Origin of the sequence: Demequina rhizosphaerae, from assembly GCF_000971255.1 — a bacterium.
Taxonomy (GTDB): domain Bacteria; phylum Actinomycetota; class Actinomycetes; order Actinomycetales; family Demequinaceae; genus Demequina; species Demequina rhizosphaerae.
Window position 1 is genome coordinate 476,137 of sequence record NZ_BBMC01000003.1, and the last position, 22,285, is coordinate 498,421.

Below are 22,285 nucleotides of genomic sequence, written 5' to 3' on the forward strand. Positions count from 1 at the left end.
GGTGGTGAGTCACATCGCGACGTTGTGCGACTTGAAGCGCGCGATCTTCGAGAACTCCTCGGGGTCGAGCGAGGCGCCGCCGACGAGGCCGCCGTCGACGTCCTCCTCCGCCATGAGCTGCGCGATCGACGAGGACTTCACCGAGCCGCCGTAGAGGACGCGGACGCCGTCCGCGAGCTCCTGGTCGTGCAGCTCCGCGAGACGCCCGCGGATGGCCGCGCAGACCTCCTGCGCGTCCGCCGGGGTCGCGACCTCGCCGGTGCCGATGGCCCACACGGGCTCGTAGGCGATGACGACGTCCTTGGCCTGCTCGGCCGGGAGGTCCTTGAGCGCGCCGTCGACCTGCGCGAGCGTGTAGGACACGTGCTCGCCGGCCTTGCGGATGTCGAGGCCCTCGCCGACGCAGACGATCGGCACGATGCCGTGCTCGAAGGCCGCCTTGGTCTTGGCCGCGACGACCTCGTCGGTCTCGCCGTGGTACTGGCGGCGCTCCGAGTGGCCGACGGCCACGAACGAGACGCCGAGCTTCGACAGCTGGGTGCCGGAGACCTCGCCGGTGTACGCGCCGGACGCGTGCTCGGAGATGTCCTGCGCGCCGTACTTGAGCTCGAGCTGGTCGGCGTCCACGAGCGTCTGCACGGAGCGCAGCGACGTGAACGACGGCAGCACGGCGACCTCGACCTCGGAGAAGTCGTGCTTGGCGTCGCGCAGCAGCCAGGCGAGCTTCTGGACGGTGTGCGTCGCCTCGAGGTGGTCGAGGTTGAGCTTCCAGTTGCCGGCGATCAGCGGGGTACGTGCCATGGGTCAGTCCTCCAGAACGGCGAGGCCCGGCAGGACCTTGCCCTCGAGCAGCTCGAGCGACGCGCCGCCGCCCGTGGAAATGTGGCCGAAGCCGGCCTCGTCGAAGCCGAGCAGGCGCACGGCGGCGGCGGAGTCGCCACCACCGACGACGGAGAAGCCGTCGGAGTCGATCATGGCCTGGGCGACCGCCTTGGTGCCGGCAGCGAAGGCCTCCATCTCGAACACGCCCATGGGGCCGTTCCAGACGATGGTCTTGGCGTCGGCGAGCTTGGACGCGAACAGCGCGGCCGAGTCGGGGCCGATGTCGAGGCCCATGCGGTCCGCGGGGATGGCGTCCGCGGCGACCACGAGCGCGTCGGCGTCGGCAGCGAACTTGTCGGCCGCGACGATGTCCGTCGGGAGCACGATCTCGACGCCGTTCTCCTCGGCCGTCGCGAGGTAGCCCTTGACGGTGTCGATCTGGTCCGCCTCGAGGAGCGAGGTGCCGACCTCGTAGCCCTTGGCCGCGAGGAAGGTGAAGACCATGCCGCCGCCGATGAGGAGGCGGTCCGCCTTGGTGAGGAGGTTCGCGATGACGCCGAGCTTGTCGGAGACCTTCGAGCCGCCGAGGACGACCGCGTAGGGGCGCGCCGGGTCGGTGACGGCCTTGCCCAGCGACACGACCTCCTTCTCGACGAGGGTGCCGGCCGCGGCGGGCAGCTTCTTCGCGATGTCGTAGACCGAGGCCTGCTTGCGGTGGACGACGCCGAAGCCGTCGGACACGAACACGTCGGCGAGCGCGGCGAGCTCCGCGGCGAGCGCCTCGCGCTCCTCGTCGACCTTGGAGGTCTCGCGGGCGTCGAAGCGGACGTTCTCGAGCATCGCGACCTGGCCCGGCTCGAGCGCGGCGACGACGGCCTTGGCCGAGTCGCCGACGAGGTCGTCGGCGAGGGTCACGGGGCGGCCGAGCAGCTCCGCGAGGCGGGCCGCGGCGGGCGCGAGCGAGTACTTGGCGTCGGGCTCGCCCTTGGGGCGGCCGAGGTGCGCGGTGACGATGACGGCGGCGCCGGCGTCGAGGAGCTTCTGGATCGTGGGCACGGAGGCGCGCACGCGGCCGTCGTCCGTGATCGTGGTGCCGTCGAGCGGGACGTTGAGGTCCGAGCGCACGAGCACCTTCTTGCCGGCGAGGTCGCCCAGCGAGTCGATGGTCTTCATGGAGGTTCCTGTCCTATCGGAGGTGGAAGGGAGAGCAGGGTGACGCGACGACGGCCGCACACGCCAGAGCGTGCACGGCCGTCGAAGCGATCACATCGAGAGTGCTTAGAGGCGCTCGCCGACGTAGTTCGTGAGCTTGGCGAGCGACGCCGAGTAGCCCCACTCGTTGTCGTACCACGACACGACCTTGACGGTGGAGCCGTTCACGCGGGTGAGCTTCGCGTCGAAGATCGACTGGTGCGGGTCGCCCACGATGTCCGCCGAGACGATGTCGTCCTCGGTGTAGTACAGCGTGCCGGCCATCTCGCCCTCGGCGGCAGCCTTGATCGCGGCGTTGACCTCCTCGACGGTGGTCTCACGCGAGGCCTCGAAGGTGAGGTCGGTGGCCGAGCCGGTGATGGTCGGGACGCGCATCGCGAAGCCGTCCAGCTTGCCCTTGAGCTCGGGGAGCACGAGGGCCACGGCCTTGGCGGCACCGGTGGTGGTCGGCACGATGTTCTGCGCGGCCGCACGGGCGCGGCGCAGGTCCTTGTGCGGGCCGTCCTGGAGGTTCTGGTCGCCGGTGTAGGCGTGGATCGTGGTCATGAGGCCACGCTCGATGCCGATGGCGTCGTTGAGGGCCTTCGCGAACGGCGCGAGGCAGTTCGTGGTGCACGACGCGTTCGAGATCACGTTGTGGGCGGCAGGGTCGTAGTCGGTGTGGTTGACACCGACGACGAAGGTGGCGTCCTCGTTCTTCGCCGGGGCGGAGATGATGACCTTCTTGGCGCCGGCGGCGATGTGCGCGGCGGCCTTGGTGGCGTCGGTGAAGAAGCCGGTCGACTCGATCACGATGTCGGCGCCGAGCTCGCCCCACGGGAGGGCGGCGGGGTCGCGCTCCGCCAGGGCCTTGATCGCCTTGCCGTCGACGTAGATGTTGTCGTCGTCGTAGGTGACCTCACCGGGGAACTTGCCCAGCACGGTGTCGTACTTGAGGAGGTGGGCGAGGGTCTTGTTGTCCGTGAGGTCGTTGACGCCAACCACCTCGAAGTCGAAGCCGAGCTCGCGCGCGGCGCGGAAGAAGTTACGTCCGATGCGGCCGAAGCCGTTGATACCGACCTTGATGGTCACAGTGTGTCTCCTCCGTGCGTCGCCGGGGCGACGCGGTTGTGGATGTGGTGTGGTGCGCACGCCCACGTGCGCCGGACGCCGCTGCTGGAGCGGGCCACTGATTGAGAGCCTACTACTTACCCGTTGAGCCGCCAGCCGGACAGAAGTCCCAGGTGAGGGCCCCGCGACGGCCCTAGTCGTCCTCGAGCAGCTCCTGGCTGATGCCCGCCTCGGTGTCGGGGATGCCGAGCTCCTCGGCACGCTTGTCGGCGGTCGCGAGGAGGCGTCGGATGCGGCCCGCGACGGCGTCCTTCGTGAGCGGCGGGTCGGCCAGCTTGCCCAGCTCCTCGAGCGATGCCTCGCGGTTGGCGAGGCGCAGCTCGCCCGCCTCGCGCAGGTGCTCGGGGAGGTCCTCGCCGAGGATCTCGAAGGCCCGCGCGACGCGCGCGCCGGCGGCGACGGCGGCCCGCGCGGAGCGGCGCAGGTTGGCGTCGTCGAAGTTCGCCAGGCGGTTCGCGGTGCCGCGCACCTCGCGGCGCGTGCGCTTCTCCTCCCAGGCGAGCACGGAGTCGTGCGCGCCCAGGCGCGCGAGCAGCGCCGAGATCGCGTCGCCGTCGCGGATCACCACGCGGTCGACGCCGCGCACCTCACGCGACTTGGCGCCGATGCCGAGGCGGCGGGCCGCGCCGACGAGCGCGAGGGCGGCCTCGGGGCCGGGCGACGTCACCTCGAGCGCGGACGAGCGGCCGGGCTCGGTGAGCGAGCCGTGCGCGAGGAACGCACCGCGCCACGCGGCCACGGTGTCCTCGAGCGCCCCGCCCACGACGTGCGGTGGCAGGCCGCGCACGGGGCGGCCGCGGTGGTCGAGCAGGCCGGTCTGGCGCGCGAGCGCCTCGCCCTCCTTGACCACCCGCACCACGTAGCGGTTGCCCTTCTTGAGGGCGCCCCCGGAGACCACGATGATCTCCGAGCCGAGCCCGTACGTCTCGTGGATGAACGTCCGCAGACGACGCGCCGCGGCGGCGGTGTCGAGCTCCGCCTCGATGACGATGCGCCCGGAGACGATGTGGAGACCCCCCGCGAAGCGGAGGGTCGCCGCGATCTCCGCCTTGCGTGCGGACACCTTCTCGACCGGGACGCGCGCGAGCTCGTCCTTCACCTGTGCCGTCAAAGCCATGGCGACAATCCTGCCATCAGTCAGCGCGCGAGCGCGCCGCCGCTGCGCACCCAGCTCACGAGGGACTGGTACTGAGCCCGCAGCAGGGCCGGATCGTGCCGGTCCAGCGTGCCCAGCTCGCGCATCGGCGCCACCACGTAGCGCGCGCCCCAGGACTCGACCGCGGCCCGCAGCACCGCATCGTCCTCCGACGCGTCGACGAGAACGGCAGCCGGGACGAAGCCCGGCGCGGCGTCGCGCAGCGCGGCGAGGTCGTCGATCCGGTCGGTGCCGGCCGTCTCCTCGTCCTCGTGCGCGATGTTGAGGGTGAGGATGGTGCGCGGACCCGCGTCGACGAGCGCGGCGGCCACGCGCGGCACGAGGAAGTGCGTGAGCACCGACGTGTACCAGCTGCCGGGGCCGAGGATGATCGCGTCCGCCTCGGCGATCGCCTCGAGCGTCGCGGCGGGCACCGCGGGGTCGACGGGGTCGATCGCGAGGCACCGCATGCGGCCCGGCGCGGTCGCGACCGCGACCTGCCCGACGGCCCTCTCGACGCGGCCGCCGACGGCGAAGTCCGCGCTCACCGTGATGGGCTCGGTCGAGACCGGCAGCACCCGACCCTCGCACCGCAGCAGCCGCGCGACCCAGTCCAGCCCCTCGACGATGCCGCCCGTGCGGTCCCACAGGCCCGCGATGAGCAGGTTGCCGACGGCGTGGCCGTCGAGCGGACCGCCGGTCGCGAAGCGCCACTGGAGGACGTCGCGCCACGTGTGGCCCCACTCGGTGTCCTCGCACAGCGCGGACAGCGCCATCCGGAGGTCGCCCGGCGGCGGCACCGGCATCTCGGCGCGGATCCGGCCCGAGGACCCGCCGTCGTCCGCGACGGTCACGACCGCGGTGATCGTCTCGCACACGCCGCGCAGCGCCGTGAGCGACGCGTAGAGCCCGTGGCCGCCGCCCAGGGCGACGACGTGCGGCCCGGTCACCGCGGCTCCCGATCGCGATGCGTGACGCGCACGTGGTACCCGCGGTCGCCGAGCACGCGGCCCAGCTCCTCGGCGATCGCGACGGAACGATGCTTGCCGCCCGTGCAGCCGACGCCGATGGTGACGGAGTGCTTGTCGTGGGCGCGGTAGCGGTCGAGCACCCCCGCGATGACGTCCGCGTAGCCGTCGACGAAGTCGCGGGCGCCGTCCGAGGCGAGCACGTAGTCGCGCACGGGCGCGTCGAGGCCGGTGAGGGGCCGCAGCTCGGGCTCCCAGTGCGGGTTCTGGAGGAAGCGGACGTCCGCGACGAAGTCGGCGTCGTGCGGGGAGCCGTTCTTGAAGCCGAAGGACTGGACGTTGACCTGGAGCGGGCGCTCGGTCTCCCCCGCCACCTCGGTCATGACGTCGCGCAGCTGGTGCACGTTCAGCCGGCTCGTGTCGACCACCTCGGTGGACCGCTCGCGGACCTCGGTGAGCGCGGCCCGCTCGCGCGCGATCCCCTCGAGGATCGTGCCGTCGCCCTGGAGCGGGTGCGGGCGGCGGGCCTCCTCGAAGCGGTGCACGAGCGCCGCGTCGGAGGCGTCGAGGAACACGAGGCGGACGATGATGCCGCGCTCCTCGAGGTCGTCGAGCACCGCGATGACGTCCTGGAAGAAGTCGCCGCCGCGCACGTCGACGACCGCCGCGAGGCGGTGGTGGCGGCCGCGGCCGACCATCTCCACGAGGCCGGCGAGCAGCTGCGGCGGCAGGTTGTCGACGACGTACCAGCCCAGGTCCGCCAGCGCGGCGGCGGCCTTGGTGCGGCCGGCGCCCGACATGCCCGTGAGGACCATGACCTCGGCGTCGACGCCGGTCATGTCCAGCGCGGGGCGCGGGATGCCGGAGGGGAAGGTGACCGGGGGGACCTCGTCCATCATGCGTCCAGCATGCCAGCCTCGCCCCGCAGGGCCTGGTAGACAGTCCGGGCGGTGCCCGCGCCCACCCCGGGCACGAGCGCGATCTGCTCGATCGACGCCTCCTTGAGGCGCGCGAGCGAGCCGAAGTGCGTGAGCAGCGCCTTCGCGCGGCCCGGACCGACGCCGGGGACCTCGTCGAGCTGCGACACCTTCATCGCCTTGGTGCGCTTGGCACGGTGGTGCTTGATCGCGAAGCGGTGCGCCTCGTCGCGGACGCGCTGCAGCAGGTACAGCGCCTCCGAGCCGCGCGGCAGGATGACGGGGAACTCGTCGCCCGGCACCCACACCTCCTCGAGCCGCTTGGCGAGGCCGACGACCGCGATCTCCGGCACGCCGACCTCGTCGAGCGTCCTCCGGGCGGCGTTCACCTGCGGCAGGCCACCGTCGACGACCACCAGCTGGGGCGGGTACGCGAACCGCGCGGTCTCGCGCTCCTCCGGCGGCAGCTGCGACTCCTCGAGGTAGCGCCGGAAGCGCCGGGACAGCACCTCGCGCATCGCCTCCGTGTCATCGACGGCGTCCGCGATCGAGAACTGCCGGTACTCGGGCTTGCGCGCGATCGCGTCCTCGAACACCACCATCGAGCCGACCTGGTTGGTGCCCTGCGTGTGGGAGATGTCGTAGCACTCGATGCGCAGCGGCGCCTCGTCCAGCCCGATCGCCTCCTGGAGCTCCTGCAGCGCGGCCGAGCGCGTGGTGAGGTCCGAGGCCCGCTTGAGGCGGTGCTGCTCGAGCACCTGCTTCGCGTTGCCCGCGCCGGTGGAGGCGAGCTCGGCCTTCTTCCCGCGCGCCGGCACGCGCATCGACACCTTGGCTCCGCGCAGCCCGCTCAGCCACGCGGTGAGGACCGTGGAGTCGTCGGGCAGGTGCGGCACCAGCACCTCGGGCGGGATCTCCTCGGCGTCGGCGGCGCCGTAGGCCTCCTCGAGGAGGCGCACCACCATCCCCGCCGGGCCCAGCGGCTCGGGCTTGTCGACCACCCAGCCGCGCTCGCCCGCGATGCGGCCGTCGCGGACGTGGAAGACGTGGGCCGCGGCCTCCAGCTCGTCGTCCTCGAGCGAGAAGATGTCCGCGTCCACGCCGGCGTCGAGCACGATCGCGTTGCGCGCCATCACCGAGTCGAGCGCGCGCAGCCGGTCGCGGGCGCGCGCCGCCGCCTCGAAGTCCTCCCGCTCGGCCGCGGCCTGCATCGTCCCGGTGAGGTCGCGCACGAGGGACTTGGCGTCGCCCGCGAGCACCTGGCATGCGCGCTCCGCGAGGGCCTTGTGGTCCTCGGGCGAGATGCGGCCCACGCACGGCGCCGAGCACTTGTCGATGTAGCCGAGCAGGCACGGCCTGCCCTGCCGCTCGGCCTTCCGGAACACGCCGGGGGCGCAGGTCCGCACCGGGAGCGCGGTCAGCAGCGTGTCGACGGTCTCGCGGATCGCCCACGCCTTCGCGTACGGCCCGAAGTACCGGACGCCCTTCTTGCGCTCGCCGCGCATCACCTGGATCCGGGGGAACCTCTCGTTCATGGTGACCGCGAGGTACGGGTACGACTTGTCGTCGCGGAACACCACGTTGAAGCGCGGGTCGTACTGCTTGATCCACGTGTGCTCGAGGATGAGCGCCTCGACCTCGTTCCGCACCACCGTCCATTCGACGGACGATGCGGTGGTCACCATGGCGCGCGTGCGCGGGTGGAGCTGCGCGGGGTCCTGGAAGTAGTTCGCCAGCCGCGCGCGCAGGCTCTTCGCCTTGCCCACGTAGACCACGCGCCCGTGCGGGTCCCGGAACCGGTACACGCCCGGCTGGGTCGGGATCGTGCCCGGCGCGGGGCGGTACGAGGCGGGGTCGGTCACGTCGCCAGCCTAGGGATCAGGCGGGCGCCGGCGCGCCGAGGATCTCCGCGAGGAACGCGCCCGTGTGGGAGCCCTCCGCCCGCGCGACGTCCTCGGGGGTGCCCTCCGCGATCACCATGCCGCCGCCGGAGCCGCCCTCGGGACCCATGTCGATGAGCCAGTCCGAGGACTTGATGACGTCGAGGTTGTGCTCGATGACGATGACCGTGTTGCCCTTCTCCACCAGGCCCTGGAGCACGCCGAGCAGCTTGCGGACGTCCTCGAAATGCAGGCCCGTCGTGGGCTCGTCGAGGACGTACATGGTGCGGCCGGTCGAGCGGCGCTGGAGCTCGGAGGCGAGCTTGACGCGCTGCGCCTCGCCGCCCGACAGCGTGGGCGCCGGCTGGCCGAGGCGGACGTAGCCGAGGCCCACGTCGACGAGGGTGGTGAGGTGGCGCGCGATGGACGGGATCGCCTCGAAGAAGTGCGAGGCCTCCTCGATCGGCATGTCGAGCACGTCGGCCACGTTCTTGCCCTTGAAGTGCACCTCGAGGGTCTCGCGGTTGTACCGCGCGCCCTTGCAGACCTCGCACGGGACGTACACGTCGGGAAGGAAGTTCATCTCGATCTTGAGCGTGCCGTCGCCCGCGCACGCCTCGCATCGTCCGCCCTTGACGTTGAACGAGAAGCGACCGGGGCCGTAGCCGCGGACCTTCGCCTCCTGCGTCTCGGCGAAGAGCTTGCGCACCTTGTCCCACACGCCCGTGTACGTCGCGGGGTTGGAGCGCGGCGTGCGGCCGATGGGGCCCTGGTCGACGTGGACGATCTTGTCGAGCTGGTCCGTGCCCGTGATGCGGGTGTGGCGCCCGGCGACCTGGCGCGCGCCGTTGAGGGTGTTGGCGAGGCTCGTGTAGAGGATCGAGTTCACCAGCGTCGACTTGCCCGAGCCGGACACGCCCGTGACCGAGGTGAGCACGCCGAGCGGGAAGCTCACGTCGATGCCGCGGAGGTTGTGCTCGCGGGCGCCGACGACCGTGACCTCGCGCGTGGGGTCGATGGGACGGCGCGTCTCCGGCAGCGCGATCGAACGGCGGCCCGCGACGTACGCGCCGGTGACGGAGCGCTCGTTGGCAAGCAGGTCCTCGTACGTGCCGGAGTGGACGACCTCTCCCCCGTGCTCGCCGGCGCCGGGGCCGATGTCGACCACCCAGTCGGCGGTGCGGATGGTGTCCTCGTCGTGCTCGACGACGATGAGAGTGTTGCCCAGGTCGCGCAGGCGCGTGAGGGTGTCGATGAGGCGGCGGTTGTCGCGCTGGTGGAGGCCGATGCTGGGCTCGTCGAGCACGTAGAGCACGCCGACGAGGCCCGAGCCGATCTGCGTGGCGAGGCGGATGCGCTGCGCCTCGCCGCCCGACAGGGTGCCGGCCGCGCGGGCCAGGGTGAGATAGTCGAGGCCCACGTCGAGCAGGAAGCCCAGGCGGGCGTCGATCTCCTTGAGGACCTGGACCGCGATGTGGCGGCCGCGCTCGTCGAGCTCGGCGGTGATGAGGAAGTCGCGCGCCTCGGCGATGGACAGCTCGCAGACCTCGGCGATCGACCGGCCGCCGATGGTGACGGACAGCACCTCGGGCTTGAGGCGCGCGCCGCGGCAGACGGGGCACGGGACCTCGCGCATGTACGACTCGTACTTCTCGCGCGACCACTCGGACTCGGTCTGCTCGTGCAGGCGCTCGATCCAGGTGATCACGCCCTCGAAGCCGGTGGTGTACTGACGCTCGCGGCCGTAGCGGTTCTTGAAGCGGACGTGCACCTGGTAGTCCTTGCCCGTGAGGATCGCGGTGCGCGCCTCCTTGGGCAGGTCCTTCCACGGGGTGTCCATGTCGAAGCCGAGGTCGTCGGCGAGGGCCGTGAGGGTGCGGTTGAAGTAGTCGGAGCTGGTGGCCGCCCAGGGCGCGACGGCGCCGCCGTTGAGCGACAGCTCGCGGTCCGGGACCACGAGGTCCGGGTCGACCTCGAGACGGATGCCGATGCCGGTGCACTCGGGACACGCGCCGTAGGGCGCGTTGAAGGAGAAGGTGCGGGGCTCCATCTCCTCGAGCGTGAGGACGTGGTCGTTGGGGCACGCGCGCTTCTCGGAGTAGCGGCGCGGCTCGACGTCGCCGTCGACCGGGTCGATGATGACGAGGCCGTCGGCGATGCGCAGCGCGGTCTCCACCGAGTCGGTGAGGCGCTGGCGGACGCCGTCGCGGGCGACCAGGCGGTCGACCACGACCTCGATGTCGTGCTTGAGCTTCTTCTCGAGCTGCGGCGGCTCGGTCAGCTGGACGGTCTCGCCGTCGACGCGGGCACGGGCGAAGCCCTGCTGCTGGAGGTCCTCGAAGAGGTCCTGGTACTCGCCCTTGCGGCCGCGGACCACGGGCGCGAGCACCTGATACCGGGTGCCCTCGGGCAGCGCGAGCACGGAGTCGACGATCTGCTGCGGGGTCTGCGCCTGGATCTGCTCGCCGCAGACCGGGCAGTGCGGCGTGCCGACGCGCGCGTAGAGCAGGCGCAGGTAGTCGTAGACCTCGGTGATGGTGCCCACCGTCGAGCGCGGGTTGCGGTTGGTCGACTTCTGGTCGATCGACACCGCCGGGCTGAGGCCCTCGATGAAGTCGACGTCGGGCTTGTCCATCTGGCCCAGGAACTGGCGGGCGTACGCGCTCAGCGACTCGACGTAGCGCCGCTGCCCCTCGGCGAAGATCGTGTCGAAGGCCAGCGAGGACTTGCCGGAGCCGGACAGGCCGGAGAAGACGATGAGGGCGTCGCGGGGAAGGTCGAGGTCGACACCCTTGAGGTTGTGCTCACGCGCACCGCGGACGAGGAGACGGTCGTTCACCCGGCCATGCTACGCGGAAACCGCTTCGAACACACGTTCGATCCGGCGTGTCGCGGGTCGGCCCCCGCGCCGCGTCACCCTCGGAGGTGCTCCGTGCTCGAGGGTCGCGCGATCGGGCACCGCGCACCTCCCCCGGCGCTGCCGCGGCCGTGCCGAGGCGTGGGTCGGGCAAGATTGGCCGCATGAGCCTCTTCGCGATCCACTACGTCTACGACGACCGCGCCGCCGAGCGCGACGAGATGCGCCCCGTCCACCGCGCCTGGATGCTCGGCCTGGCCGAGCGCGGCATCGCCAAGGTGTTCGGCCGCTACGAGGACGAGGGCGAGCCGGGCGCGCTGCTGGTATTCGAGGCGGAGTCCGCGGAGGCCGTCGAGGGCTTCCTGGCCGCCGACCCGTACCAGGAGGCCGGCCTGGTCGTGTCCCACTCGATCCGGGCCTGGCCGGCGGGCGGCCCCTGGACCGCCTGAGCCGCCGAGGGGTCAGTCGTCCTCGGGCGACTCGAGCGGCTCGGCGTGGACGGCGTGCTGCGAACGGCGGTCGTGCCCGCCCTTGGTGACGCGCACGCTGGCGAGGGCCGCGATGCCGATGACGCCGATGATGACCAGCAGCGACTGGCCCGAGGACGGGACCCAGACGTCGAAGGGCTGGCCGTCGTTGAGGAACGGCAGCGAGTTCGCGTGCAGCGCCTCGAGCACGAGCTTGACGCCGATGAAGCCCAGCACGACCGACAGCCCGTACGACAGGTAGACGAGGCGCGCGAGCAGCCCGTCGACGAGGAAGAACAGCTGGCGCAGGCCGAGCAGCGCGAAGGCGTTGGCCGTGAACACGATGTACGGGTCCTGCGTGAGCCCGAAGATCGCGGGGATCGAGTCGAGCGCGAACAGCACGTCCGTGCCGCCGATCGCCAGGACGACGAGCAGCAGCGGCGTGATCGCCCGGCGCCCCGCCTCGCGCACGACGAAACGGCCGTTGCGGAAGCCGTCCGTCACGGGCATGATGCGGCGCGCGGTGCGGACGAGCAGGTTCTCCTTGTACTCGACGTCGCCCTCCTCGGCGCCGCCCTCGCGCGCGATCACGATCGCCGTGTAGAGCAGGAAGGCGCCGAAGAGGTAGAAGGTCCAGCTGAAGGTGGACAGCGCGGCCGCGCCGGCCGCGATGAAGAGGCCGCGCAGGACCAGCGCGATCGCGATGCCGATGAGCAGCACGCGCTGCCGGAGCTTGGGCGGCACGGCGAACCGCGACAGGATCACCAGGAAGACGAAGAGGTTGTCGATCGACAGCGACTTCTCGGTGATGAAGCCGGCGATGAACTCGGTGCCCTTGTCGGGCGAGTTCCACCACCACATCGACGCGCCGAAGAGGAACGCGAGCGCGATGTAGAAGACCGACCACCACGCCGACTCCCGGAACGAGGGCACGTGCGGCTTCGCCACCACGACCACGAAGTCGAACACGAACAGTCCGACGATGCCGGCGATGGTGATCGCCCAGACGAGCCCAGATTCCACCGGTCCATCCTAGGGGCGCGCGGGTGGAGGGCCGAGCGGCCGCGGGCCATGCGGGCGGGCGGCCGAGCACCGCCGGCCCCCTCGAGCCCGCGTCAGCCGGCGTCGATCATCTGGCGGAGCTCCTTCTTGAGCTCGCCGATCTCGTCGCGCAGGCGCGCCGCGATCTCGAACTGCAGGTCCGCGGCGGCGGCGCGCATCTGGTCGGAGAGGTCCTCGATGAGCTGCGACAGCTCCTCGGCGGGGCGCTGCGCGAGCAGCGTCTTCTTGCCGTCGCCGCCCGGCGTGGGCGCCCGCTTGGCCTGCTCGAGCGCCTCCGCGGTGTCCGCCTCCTCGCGCGCGAGCATCTCGGTGATATCGCCGATGCGCTTGCGCAGCGGCTGCGGGTCGATGCCGTTCTCCTCGTTGAACGCGACCTGGAGCTCGCGGCGACGGTTGGTCTCGTCGATCGCCGACGCCATCGAGTCCGTGATCGTGTCCGCGTACATGTGGACCTCGCCGGAGACGTTGCGCGCGGCACGCCCGATGGTCTGGATGAGCGACGTCCCCGACCGCAGGAAGCCCTCCTTGTCCGCGTCGAGGATCGACACGAGCGACACCTCGGGAAGGTCGAGCCCCTCGCGCAGGAGGTTGATGCCGACCAGCACGTCGTAGCGGCCCATCCGCAGCTCGCGCAGCAGCTCGACGCGGCGCAGCGTGTCGACGTCCGAGTGCAGGTACTCGACGCGGACGCCGCGATCCCCCAGGTACTCGGTGAGGTCCTCGGCCATCTTCTTGGTGAGCGTCGTGACGAGCACGCGCTCGTCCTTCTCGACGCGCTCCCGGATGCACTCGAGCAGGTCGTCGATCTGGCCCTCGGTGGGCTTGACGACGACCTTGGGGTCGACGAGCCCGGTGGGACGGATGATCTGCTCGACCACGCCGTCGGAGCGCTCGAGCTCGTACTTGCCCGGCGTCGCGGACAGGTAGACGGTCTGGCCGATGCGCTCCTGGAACTCGGGCCACTTGAGCGGCCGGTTGTCCAGCGCGGACGGCAGCCGGAAGCCGTGCTCGACCAGCGTGCGCTTGCGCGACGTGTCGCCCTCGTACATCGCGCCGATCTGCGGGACCGTCACGTGCGACTCGTCGATGACGAGCAGGAAGTCGTCCGGGAAGTAGTCGAGCAGCGTGTGCGGCGGCGTGCCGGCCTCGCGCTGCTCGATGTGCCGCGAGTAGTTCTCGATGCCCGAGCACGTCCCGACGGAGCGCATCATCTCGAGGTCGAACGTGGTGCGCATCTTCAGCCGCTGCGCCTCGAGCAGCTTGTTCTGCCGCTCGAGCTCCTGCAGCCGTTCCCCCAGCTCGAGCTCGATGGTCGAGATCGCGCGGTTCATGCGCTCCTCGCTCGCGACGTAGTGCGACGCCGGGAAGATGTGCACCTGCTGGCGCCGCTCGACCACCTCGCCCGTGAGCGGGTGGAGCGTGTAGAGCGCCTCGACCTCGTCGCCGAACATCTCGATGCGGATCGCGAGCTCCTCGTACACCGGGATGATCTCCACGGTGTCGCCCCGCACGCGGAACGTGCCGCGCGTGAACGCGAGGTCGTTGCGCGAGTACTGCATCTGCACGAACTCGCGCAGCAGCGCGTCCCGGTCGAGCACGTCGCCGATCCCCAGGGTGACCATGCCCTGGATGTACTCCTCCGGCGTCCCGAGCCCGTAGATGCACGACACCGACGACACGACCACCACGTCGCGCCTGGTGAGCAGCGAGTTGGTGGCCGAGTAGCGGAGCCGCTCGACCTCCTCGTTGATCGATGAGTCCTTCTCGATGAAGGTGTCCGTCTGCGGCACGTACGCCTCGGGCTGGTAGTAGTCGTAGTACGACACGAAGTACTCGACCGCGTTGTTCGGCAGCAGGTCGCGGAACTCGTTCGCCAGCTGCGCCGCCAGCGTCTTGTTGTGCGCCATCACCAGCGTGGGCCGCTGGAGCCGCTCGACCAGCCACGCCGTCGTCGCGGACTTTCCGGTACCCGTCGCACCGAGCAGCACGACGTCCCGCTCCCCCTCCTGGATGCGCCGCGCGAGCTCGTCGATGGCCTTCGGCTGGTCGCCGGACGGCTGATACTCGGAGATCACCTGGAACGGTGCCTCGCTGCGGCGGAGATCGGGGCTGCTCATGCGACTACGGTACGCCGGGGCTCCGACAGCAGGATGCGCCGGACGCCCGGGAGGGGACGATGCGGCGCACGCCCGGGAGGGGACGATGCGGCGCACGCCCCGGCGCGACAGCCGCGCGCGGTCAGCGCGGGACGTTGAGGTCCCAGAACGCGTCGACCTGACGGTCGAGCGCCGCGACGTCGCCGGACCCGTCGAGCACGACGTCCGCGATCGCGGCGCGCTCCTCGTCGGTGGCCTGCGCGCGGATCCTCGCCAGCGCATCGTGCTCCGTCATGCCGCGCGTCGCGACCATGCGGCTCACCCGCACCTGCTCGGGCGCCTCCACCGTCACGACGAGGTCGAAGTCCGGTCCCTGCCCGCTCTCGAGCAGCAGCGGGATGTCGTGGACGATCACCTTGACGCCGTCGCGCCGCGCCTGGCGGTCCGCGGCGGCGCCCATCGCGATGACGTAGGGGTGGACGATCGCGTTGAGGCGCTCGCGCGCGCTCTCGTCGTGGAAGACGATCGCGGCGAGCGCGCGGCGGTCGAGCGCATCGTCCCGGATCACGCGGTCGCCGAACTCGGAGACGATGTCGACGAGCGCGGCCGAGCCCGGCTCGACGGCCCGCCGCGCGAGCGCGTCGTGGTCGATGACCCGGGCGCCGCGCGCGCTGAAGCGCGCCGAGGCGGTGGACTTGCCCGAGGCGATCCCGCCGGTGAGGCCGATACGAAGCACAGCGGCAGTCAAGCACGCCCGTCCGACAGCCGCCAATCCAGGGCGGATACGACGAAGGCCGCCACCCCCGCAGGGGTGACGGCCTTCGTACGGGACAGGCTTAGTTGCCGGTCAGCTTCTCGCGGAGAGCGGCGAGGCGCTCGTCCGAGGCAAGCGTGCCCTGGTCGCCCTGCTCGTCGTGCGACGAGTACGAGGTCGGACCGTCGGCCTTGCGGCCGGCACCCTTGCGCGGAGCGGCGGCGGCCGGAGCGGCAGCCTCGGCCTCGGCGGCCTGGGCGTCCTGCTTGGCGACGAACGCCTTGTGGGCCTCCCAGCGCTCGTGCGCCTTGGCGTACTCGGCCTCCCAGGCCTCGCGCTCGGACTCGAAGCCCTCGCGCCACTCCTGGGTCTCCGGGTCGAAGCCCTCGGGGTACTTGTAGTTGCCCTGGGCGTCGTACTCGGCGGTCATGCCGTAGAGCGCGGGGTCGAAGTCCTCGCCCTGCGGGTCCACGCCCTCGTTCGCCTGCTTGATGGAGAGCGAGATGCGGCGACGCTCGAGGTCGATGTCGATGATCTTGACGAAGACGTCCTCGTCGGCCGACACGACCTGCTCGGGCAGCTCGACGTGGCGGGTCGCCAGCTCCGAGATGTGCACGAGGCCCTCGATGCCCTCGTAGACGCGGACGAACGCGCCGAACGGGACGAGCTTGGTGACCTTGCCCGGGACGATCTGGCCGATCGCGTGGGTGCGGGCGTAGACCGCCCACGGGTCCTCCTGGGTCGCCTTGAGCGACAGCGAGACACGCTCGCGGTCCATCTCGACGGTGAGGACCTCGACCTCGACCTCCTGGCCGACCGAGACGACCTCGGACGGGTGGTCGATGTGCTTCCACGACAGCTCGGAGACGTGCACGAGGCCGTCCACGCCGCCGAGGTCGACGAACGCACCGAAGTTGACGATCGACGAGACGACACCCTTGCGGACCTGGCCCGGCGCGAGCGCGGTGAGGAACGACGAGCGGACCTCGGACTGCGTCTGCTCGAGGAAGGCACGGCGCGACAGGACCACGTTGTTGCGGTTCTTGTCGAGCTCGATGATCTTCGCCTCGATCGACTGGCCGATGTACGGCGCGAGGTCGCGGACGCGACGCATCTCGACGAGCGACGCGGGGAGGAAGCCACGGAGGCCGATGTCGACGATGAGGCCGCCCTTGACGACCTCGATGACGGTACCGGAGACGACGCCGTCCTCGTCCTTGATCTTCTCGATCGAGCCCCACGCGCGCTCGTACTGCGCACGCTTCTTCGAGAGGATCAGGCGACCCTCCTTGTCCTCCTTGGTGAGGACGAGCGCCTCGACGGTGTCGCCGACGTTGACGACCTCATCCGGGTTGGCGTCGTGGCGGATGGAGAGCTCGCGCGAGGGGATGACACCCTCGGTCTTGTAGCCGATGTCGAGGAGGACCTCGTCACGGTCGACCTTCACGATGGTGCCCTCGACAAGGTCACCGTCGTCGAAGTTCTTGATGGTCGCGTCAACGGCGGCGAGGAAGTCCTCCTCGGTACCGATGTCGTTGACTGCGATGCTGGACTCGGGGGTGGAAACGGACATTAAGGAATTGCTCCGGTGGACAGGGAATCGTATGGATAGGGTCGGCCGGGCACGAGGACGCACCAGACCAACGGATATCCTACCGCGTTCTGCCCGTGAGGGCCACCGCGGCGATCCCGCCGCCGGAAGGACGATGCGCCTGGTCGCCGGCGCATCGTCCCCGGCGGGCGACGGGGGGGTCAGAGCCCGCGCGCCGCCGTGAGCAGCTCGTCCGGCACCCACTTGGTCTTGCCCATCATCGTCTCGAAGGGCTCGAGCACGATGTGGTTGCCCTGGAGCGCGGTGAACTTGTCGCTCTCGCCGTTGACGATGCCGTCGATCGCGGCGACGCCCATGCGGGTGCCGAGCAGGCGGTCGGACGCGGTGGGGACGCCGCCGCGCTGCACGTAGCCGAGCACGGTGAGGCGCGTGGTGAAGCCCGTGGCGGCCTCGATCGCCTTGGTGACCTCGTGGCCGATCGAGCCGGCGATCGGGTTGCCCTTCTCGTCGAGCGTCTGCTTGCCGGTCCAGTTGGACCCCTCGGCGGGGATCGCGCCCTCGGCGACCGCGACGATGGAGAAGTTCTTGTAGCGGTGACGGTGCTTGATGCGCTTGGCGATCACGTCGATGTCGAACGGCTCCTCGGGCGCGAGGATGATGTCCGCGCCGCCCGCGATGCCCGCGGTCACCGAGATCCAGCCGCTGTGGCGGCCCATGAGCTCGACGACCATGACGCGGTTGTGCGACTCGGCCGTGGAGTGGAGGCGGTCGATCGCCTCGGTCGCGATGGACACTGCGGTGTCGAAGCCGATCGCGGCGTCCGTGCCGACCACGTCGTTGTCGATGGTCTTGGGGATGCCGATGACCGGCACGCCCAGCGCCTTCGACACCTTGCCGGCCGCCTTGAGCGTGCCGTCGCCGCCGATGCAGATGAAGCCGTCGAGCTTCTCGTTCTCGAAGGTCTCCTGGACCGCCTCCATGCCGCCCTGCACCTTGTGCGGGTGGCACCGGGCGGTGCCGAGCATCGTGCCGCCGTGAACGAGGATGCCCGAGACGTCGTCGCGGGTCAGGGGCCGGGCGTCGCCATCGATGACGCCCTGCCAGCCGTTGTTGAACCCGACGATCGAGCAGCCGAGCTCCGAGGTACCTCGTTTGACGACGGCGCGGATCGCCGCGTTGAGACCGGGGCAGTCGCCGCCGCCCGTGAGTAGACCGATTCGCATGGCACCAACCCTAGTGTCCGGCGGTGCGCCAGTCACCGCCCGTTCCGACGTTGACATCGAGAGGGACGCTGAGGTCGCCTGCGGCGCGCATCTCCTCCCTGAGAATGGTCTCGACCGCCGCGCGCTCACCGGGGGCTGTCTCGACCACGAGCTCATCATGCACCTGAAGTACCTGCCGGGATGCCAGACCTTCGTCCTTGAGCCGCGCCTCGACGCCCAGCATCGCGCGCTTGATGAGGTCCGCCGCCGAGCCCTGGATGGGCGCGTTGAGCGCGACCCGCTCCGCGATGTCGCGGCGCTGCCGGTTGGTCGACGTGAGGTCGGGCACGTAGCGGCGGCGACCGAAGATCGTCTCCGTGTAGCCGTCCTTGCGCGCCTGCTCGACCACCGCGTGGAGGTAGTCGCGCACGCCGCCGAAGCGCGAGAAGTAGTCGTCCATGAGCGCCTGCGCCGCGCCGACCGGCAGCCCCAGCTGGCGTGCGAGGCCGAACGAGGACAGTCCGTACGCGAGCCCGTAGGACATCGCCTTGACCTGCGAGCGCATCTCGGGGGTGACGCCCTCCGGCTCGACGCCGAACACGCGCGAGCCGACGAAGCGGTGGAGGTCCTCCCCCGCCGCGAACGCCTCGATGAGCCCGGAGTCGCCGGACAGGTGCGCCATGATGCGCATCTCGATCTGCGAGTAGTCCGCCGTCACGAGCGTCTCGAAGCCGTCGCCCACGACGAAGGCCTCGCGGATCCGGTGCCCCTCGGGCGTGCGGATCGGGATGTTCTGCAGGTTGGGGTCCTTGGAGCTGAGGCGCCCGGTGGCCGCGACCACCTGCGAGAAGGTCGTGTGGATGCGGCCGTCCGGCTGCACCGCCTGCGCGAGCGTCTCGATGATCTGCGACAGCTTGGACGCGTCGCGGTGCGCCAGCAGGGCCGTGAGGAACGGGTGCGGCGACTTCTCGTTGAGGTCGTGCAGGGACGATGCGTCGGTCGAGTAGCCGGTCTTGATCTTCTTGGTCTTGGGCATGCCCAGGCGGTCGAACAGCACCTCCTGGAGCTGCTTGGGCGAGCCGAGGTTGACGCGGTCGCCGCCGATCGCGGCGTACGCCTCCTCCGCGGCGCGGTCGGCGCGGCCGCGGGCCTCGTCGGACAGCGCGCCGAGCTTCTCGCGGTCGACCGCCATGCCCGCGTGCTCCATGCGCGCGAGCACCGTGACGAGCGGGATCTCCAGGTCGGCGTACAGGTCGGCCATGCCGCGCTCCTCGACCATGGGGTCGAGCACCGCGGCGAGGGCGCGCACGTGCGCGGCCCGCTCGCCGGCACCCTCGGCGGCCGAGCCACCGAGGCCGAGGTCGAGCTCGCCCGACGCCGCGGCCGAGTCGAGCGTGAGTCCCAGGTGGCGCTGGAGGATCTGGTCGAGCTCGAAGCCGCGCTGGTCGGGGTTGACGAGGAAGGCCGCGATCTGGGTGTCGCCGGCGATGCCGGCGAGGTCCCAGCCGCGCGCCTGGAGCGCGTGCCACGCGTCCTTCGCGGCGTGCAGCACCTTGGGCACGGACGCGTCCGCGAGCCAGGCCGCCAGCGCCTTCTCGTCGTCCGGCCCGAGCGCGGTGAGGTCGATGCCCCACGCGACGTCGGCGGCGTCCGCGACGCCCAGGGCCCACGCGTCGGCGTCGGCCCCGCCGCGGCCGTCGACGTGCACCGCGACGGGTCCGGTCATCGCCGTGACGGCCTCGACGGCGCCCTCGGTGCGGACGACCACGGCGGCCGTCTCGACGGCGGCCTCCCCCGCATCGTCCCCCGCGGCGAACGGCAGCAGCCGGTCGCGCAGCGTGCGGAACTGGAGCGCGTCGCACACCTGGTGGATGGCGTCGGCGTCGCCGCCGCCGTACTCGAGGTCCTCGACCGGCACATCGACCTCGAGGTCGGTGAGCAGGTGGTTGAGCTCGCGGTTGAGGCGCACCTGGTCGACATGGTCGCGCAGCGACTGCCCGGCCTTGCCGGGGACGTCCTCGGCGCTGTCGAGGATGCCCGTGAGCCCGCCGTACGTGCCGATCCACTTCGCGGCGGTCTTGGGGCCCACGCCGGGCACGCCCGGCAGGTTGTCGCTGGTCTCGCCGACGAGCGCCGCCATGTCCGGGTACTGCTCGGGGCGCACGCCGTACTTCTCCTGCACCGCGTCCGGGGTGAAGCGCACGAGGTCCGAGACGCCCTTGCGCGGGTAGAGCAGGGTGACGTCGTCGTTGACGAGCTGGATGGTGTCGCGATCTCCCGACACGACGAGGACGCGCAGCCCGGCCTCGCGGCCCAGGCGCGCGTACGTCGCGAGCAGGTCGTCGGCCTCGTAGCGGGGCTTGTCGACCGCGGCGACGCCGAGCGCGCCGAGCACCTCGCGGATGAGCGGCACCTGCGGCTCGAACTCCGGCGGCGTCTCGTCGCGGGTGCCCTTGTAGGACGGCAGGCGCTCGGTGCGGAACGTGCCGCCCGGCAGGTCGAACGCGACCGCGAGGTGCGTGGGCTCGTGGTCCTTCATCAGCGTCGCGAGCATCGTGGTGAAGCCGTAGACCGCGTTGGTCGGCACGCCGGTGCTCGTCGCGAAGTTCTCGACCGGGAGACCGAAGAAGGCCCGGAAGGCCATCGAGAGGCCGTCGACGAGCAGGAGTGTTCCCTTGGTGGATTCGCTCACAGGTGCCAACCTATCTTCCATGTCAGACGCCGAGGTCTCCCTGCCGCCGCTGCCCGAGGACGGGCTCATCGCCCGGATGGGCATCTCCATCATGACCGTCACCCCCGACAGCGCGACGGGGACGATGCCCGTCGAGGGCAACACGCAACCCTATGGCCTGCTGCACGGCGGAGCGTCCGCCGTGCTGGCCGAGAGCCTCGCCTCCCTCGCGGCCGCCGCGCACGCCGGACCCGACGGGATCGCGGTGGGCGTCGACCTCAACATGACGCACGTGCGCGGGGCGCGCCACGGCATCGTCACCGGCGTCGCCACCGCCATCCACCGGGGCCGCACCGTCGCGGCGTACTCCATCGAGATCACGGACGAATCGGGCGCGACCGTGTCCGTGGGACGGCTGACCTGCGCGATTCGGCCGCGCCATGCCACATGAACGAAACATCCCTCGGGTAGGTTCGGCGGCAACCTTGACCTTGGAGGGGGTTCCGTGTTGGCCACTCTTGACCGACGAGCGCTGCTGAGGGCAGCGCTCGTCTTCCTGATCGCGGCGGTAGGCATCACCGCGATCCTTTCGATGGGAGGCGCGGCGGAAGCCGCGACCGCCGAGACGGAGGCCGTGACGACCACGGCCACCTCCGGCGGCACCAACCTCCTCGTCCAGAACCTGTTCAACGGCATCGTCTTCGGCCTGCTGCTCGCGCTCGCCTCGGTGGGCCTGTCGCTCATCTACGGCACCACCGGCCTGAGCAACTTCGCGCACGGCGAGATGGTGACCTTCGGCGCGATGATCACATACTTCCTCGCCACCCCGCAGGAGGTCTCGTTCCCGCTGCTGCCGTTCTCCTTCTCGGTGAACTGGCCGTTCTGGCTCGCCGCGCCCGTCGGCATCGCGATCGCGACGTTCTTCGGCTGGGTGCAGGACAAGATCATCTGGAGCCAGCTGCGCCGCCGTCGCGTCGCGATGGTCCAGCAGATGATCGTGTCCATCGGCCTCTCGCTCGCGCTCGTCAACTTCATCCAGTGGTGGATGGGCGGCCGCCCGGTGCGCCTCGTCACCTCGATCGACCCGCGCAAGCAGTACGGCCCGATCTCGGTCGGCAACGTCACGCTCATCTCGATGGCCATCGCGATCATCGCGATCATCGGTGTGGCGTTCTTCCTGCAGCGCACCCGCCTGGGCCGCGCGACCCGCGCCGTGTCGGACAACCCGGCCCTCGCGTCGGCCTCCGGCATCAAGGTCAACTCGATCATCCGCATCGTCTGGATGATGGCCGCCGGCCTCGCCGCGCTCGGCGGCATCCTGCTCGCGCTGTACCAGCAGGGCATCGGCTTCGACGACGGCACCAAGCTGCTCATGATGATGTTCGCCGCGGTGACGCTGGGCGGCCTCGGCCACCCGTACGGCGCGCTCGTCGGCTCGCTCATCATCGGCGTCGTCGCGGAGGTGTCGACCGTGTGGCTGCCGCCGGACCTCAAGTTCGCCACCGCGCTCGGCATTCTCATCATCGTGCTGCTGGTGCGCCCGCAGGGCATCCTCGGCAAGGCGGAAAGGGTCGGCTGAC

The 22,285-nt window shown here is 70.9% G+C and carries 17 protein-coding genes; 3 read left to right on the forward strand and 14 right to left on the reverse strand.

The genetic code is table 11. The features are described 5' to 3' along the window. Positions 1-9: 9 nt before the first annotated feature. The 8 genes from tpiA to uvrA form a co-directional block, all read right to left on the reverse strand. Positions 10-801: a triose-phosphate isomerase gene (tpiA, locus tag AOM07_RS05915; protein ID WP_062311851.1), complete on the reverse strand. Its 792-nt coding sequence runs from the start codon at positions 799-801 to the stop codon at positions 10-12. A gap of 3 nt (positions 802-804) precedes the next feature. Beyond that, positions 805-1,995 carry a phosphoglycerate kinase gene (locus AOM07_RS05920; protein ID WP_062311852.1) on the reverse strand — a complete coding sequence of 397 codons (1,191 nt, stop codon included), beginning with the start codon at positions 1,993-1,995 and terminating at the stop codon, positions 805-807. Between the two features lie 105 nt (positions 1,996-2,100). After that, positions 2,101-3,105, reverse strand: a complete 1,005-nt coding sequence (gap, locus tag AOM07_RS05925) for a type I glyceraldehyde-3-phosphate dehydrogenase (RefSeq protein WP_062311853.1) — start codon at positions 3,103-3,105, stop codon at positions 2,101-2,103. A gap of 172 nt (positions 3,106-3,277) precedes the next feature. Continuing rightward, positions 3,278-4,261, reverse strand: a complete 984-nt coding sequence (gene whiA, locus AOM07_RS05930; RefSeq protein WP_062311854.1) for a DNA-binding protein WhiA — start codon at positions 4,259-4,261, stop codon at positions 3,278-3,280. 20 nt (positions 4,262-4,281) lie between these two features. Further along, entirely contained in the window at positions 4,282-5,229 is a 948-nt protein-coding gene (locus AOM07_RS05935) for a gluconeogenesis factor YvcK family protein (protein WP_062311855.1), read from the reverse strand. Further along, positions 5,226-6,146, reverse strand: a complete 921-nt coding sequence (rapZ, locus tag AOM07_RS05940; protein WP_082101518.1) for an RNase adapter RapZ — start codon at positions 6,144-6,146, stop codon at positions 5,226-5,228. The genes AOM07_RS05935 and rapZ overlap by 4 nt, the downstream gene beginning before the upstream one ends. Beyond that, the gene (uvrC, locus tag AOM07_RS05945; protein WP_062311856.1) at positions 6,143-8,026 is read right to left on the reverse strand and encodes an excinuclease ABC subunit UvrC; all 1,884 of its coding nucleotides are present in this window, start codon (positions 8,024-8,026) and stop codon (positions 6,143-6,145) included. The genes rapZ and uvrC overlap by 4 nt, the downstream gene beginning before the upstream one ends. 16 nt (positions 8,027-8,042) lie before the next feature. Further along, positions 8,043-10,883: an excinuclease ABC subunit UvrA gene (gene uvrA, locus AOM07_RS05950; RefSeq protein ID WP_062311857.1), complete on the reverse strand. Its 2,841-nt coding sequence runs from the start codon at positions 10,881-10,883 to the stop codon at positions 8,043-8,045. A 182-nt stretch (positions 10,884-11,065) separates the two neighbouring features. On the opposite strand from uvrA, the gene AOM07_RS05955 reads away from it, so the two are divergent. Next, entirely contained in the window at positions 11,066-11,350 is a 285-nt protein-coding gene (locus AOM07_RS05955) for a YciI family protein (protein ID WP_062311858.1), read from the forward strand. A 12-nt stretch (positions 11,351-11,362) separates the two neighbouring features. On the opposite strand, the gene AOM07_RS05960 is transcribed toward AOM07_RS05955, so the two are convergent. From AOM07_RS05960 to polA, 6 genes are all read right to left on the reverse strand, one after another. Continuing rightward, the gene (locus AOM07_RS05960) at positions 11,363-12,391 is read right to left on the reverse strand and encodes a TerC family protein (protein ID WP_062311859.1); all 1,029 of its coding nucleotides are present in this window, start codon (positions 12,389-12,391) and stop codon (positions 11,363-11,365) included. 92 nt (positions 12,392-12,483) lie between these two features. Then, the gene (gene uvrB, locus AOM07_RS05965) at positions 12,484-14,547 is read right to left on the reverse strand and encodes an excinuclease ABC subunit UvrB (protein ID WP_062311860.1); all 2,064 of its coding nucleotides are present in this window, start codon (positions 14,545-14,547) and stop codon (positions 12,484-12,486) included. A gap of 121 nt (positions 14,548-14,668) precedes the next feature. Further along, positions 14,669-15,262, reverse strand: coding sequence for a dephospho-CoA kinase (gene coaE / locus AOM07_RS05970; RefSeq protein WP_062311861.1), 594 nt, complete (start codon positions 15,260-15,262; stop codon positions 14,669-14,671). Between the two features lie 100 nt (positions 15,263-15,362). Beyond that, complete coding sequence (gene rpsA / locus AOM07_RS05975) at positions 15,363-16,853, reverse strand: 30S ribosomal protein S1 (RefSeq protein WP_062311862.1); 1,491 nt, start codon at positions 16,851-16,853, stop codon at positions 15,363-15,365. 179 nt (positions 16,854-17,032) lie between these two features. Then, positions 17,033-18,055 carry a 6-phosphofructokinase gene (locus AOM07_RS05980; RefSeq protein ID WP_062311863.1) on the reverse strand — a complete coding sequence of 341 codons (1,023 nt, stop codon included), beginning with the start codon at positions 18,053-18,055 and terminating at the stop codon, positions 17,033-17,035. A gap of 10 nt (positions 18,056-18,065) precedes the next feature. Further along, positions 18,066-20,747 (reverse strand): DNA polymerase I, encoded by a 2,682-nt coding sequence (polA, locus tag AOM07_RS05985; RefSeq protein WP_062311864.1) that lies wholly within the window; start codon positions 20,745-20,747, stop codon positions 18,066-18,068. Between polA and AOM07_RS05990 the strand changes: the two genes are divergently transcribed. Then, entirely contained in the window at positions 20,746-21,156 is a 411-nt protein-coding gene (locus AOM07_RS05990) for a PaaI family thioesterase (RefSeq protein ID WP_062311865.1), read from the forward strand. The two genes, polA and AOM07_RS05990, sit on opposite strands and share 2 nt — an antisense overlap. 57 nt (positions 21,157-21,213) lie before the next feature. Next, positions 21,214-22,284 carry a branched-chain amino acid ABC transporter permease gene (locus tag AOM07_RS05995; RefSeq protein WP_156171810.1) on the forward strand — a complete coding sequence of 357 codons (1,071 nt, stop codon included), beginning with the start codon at positions 21,214-21,216 and terminating at the stop codon, positions 22,282-22,284. Position 22,285 lies beyond the last annotated feature (1 nt).

Bases quoted from the DNA above. Each gene is read 5' to 3' on its own strand.
- tpiA (WP_062311851.1), bottom strand. From the start codon at position 801: ATGGCACGTACCCCGCTGATCGCCGGCAACTGGAAGCTCAACCTCGAC.
- AOM07_RS05920 (WP_062311852.1), bottom strand. From the start codon at position 1,995: ATGAAGACCATCGACTCGCTGGGCGACCTCGCCGGCAAGAAGGTGCTC.
- whiA (WP_062311854.1), bottom strand. From the start codon at position 4,261: ATGGCTTTGACGGCACAGGTGAAGGACGAGCTCGCGCGCGTCCCGGTC.
- rapZ (WP_082101518.1), bottom strand. From the start codon at position 6,146: ATGATGGACGAGGTCCCCCCGGTCACCTTCCCCTCCGGCATCCCGCGC.
- AOM07_RS05955 (WP_062311858.1), top strand. From the start codon at position 11,066: ATGAGCCTCTTCGCGATCCACTACGTCTACGACGACCGCGCCGCCGAG.
- uvrB (WP_062311860.1), bottom strand. From the start codon at position 14,547: ATGAGCAGCCCCGATCTCCGCCGCAGCGAGGCACCGTTCCAGGTGATC.
- rpsA (WP_062311862.1), bottom strand. From the start codon at position 16,853: ATGTCCGTTTCCACCCCCGAGTCCAGCATCGCAGTCAACGACATCGGT.
- AOM07_RS05980 (WP_062311863.1), bottom strand. From the start codon at position 18,055: ATGCGAATCGGTCTACTCACGGGCGGCGGCGACTGCCCCGGTCTCAAC.
- AOM07_RS05990 (WP_062311865.1), top strand. From the start codon at position 20,746: ATGTCAGACGCCGAGGTCTCCCTGCCGCCGCTGCCCGAGGACGGGCTC.
- polA (WP_062311864.1), bottom strand. From the start codon at position 20,747: ATGGAAGATAGGTTGGCACCTGTGAGCGAATCCACCAAGGGAACACTC.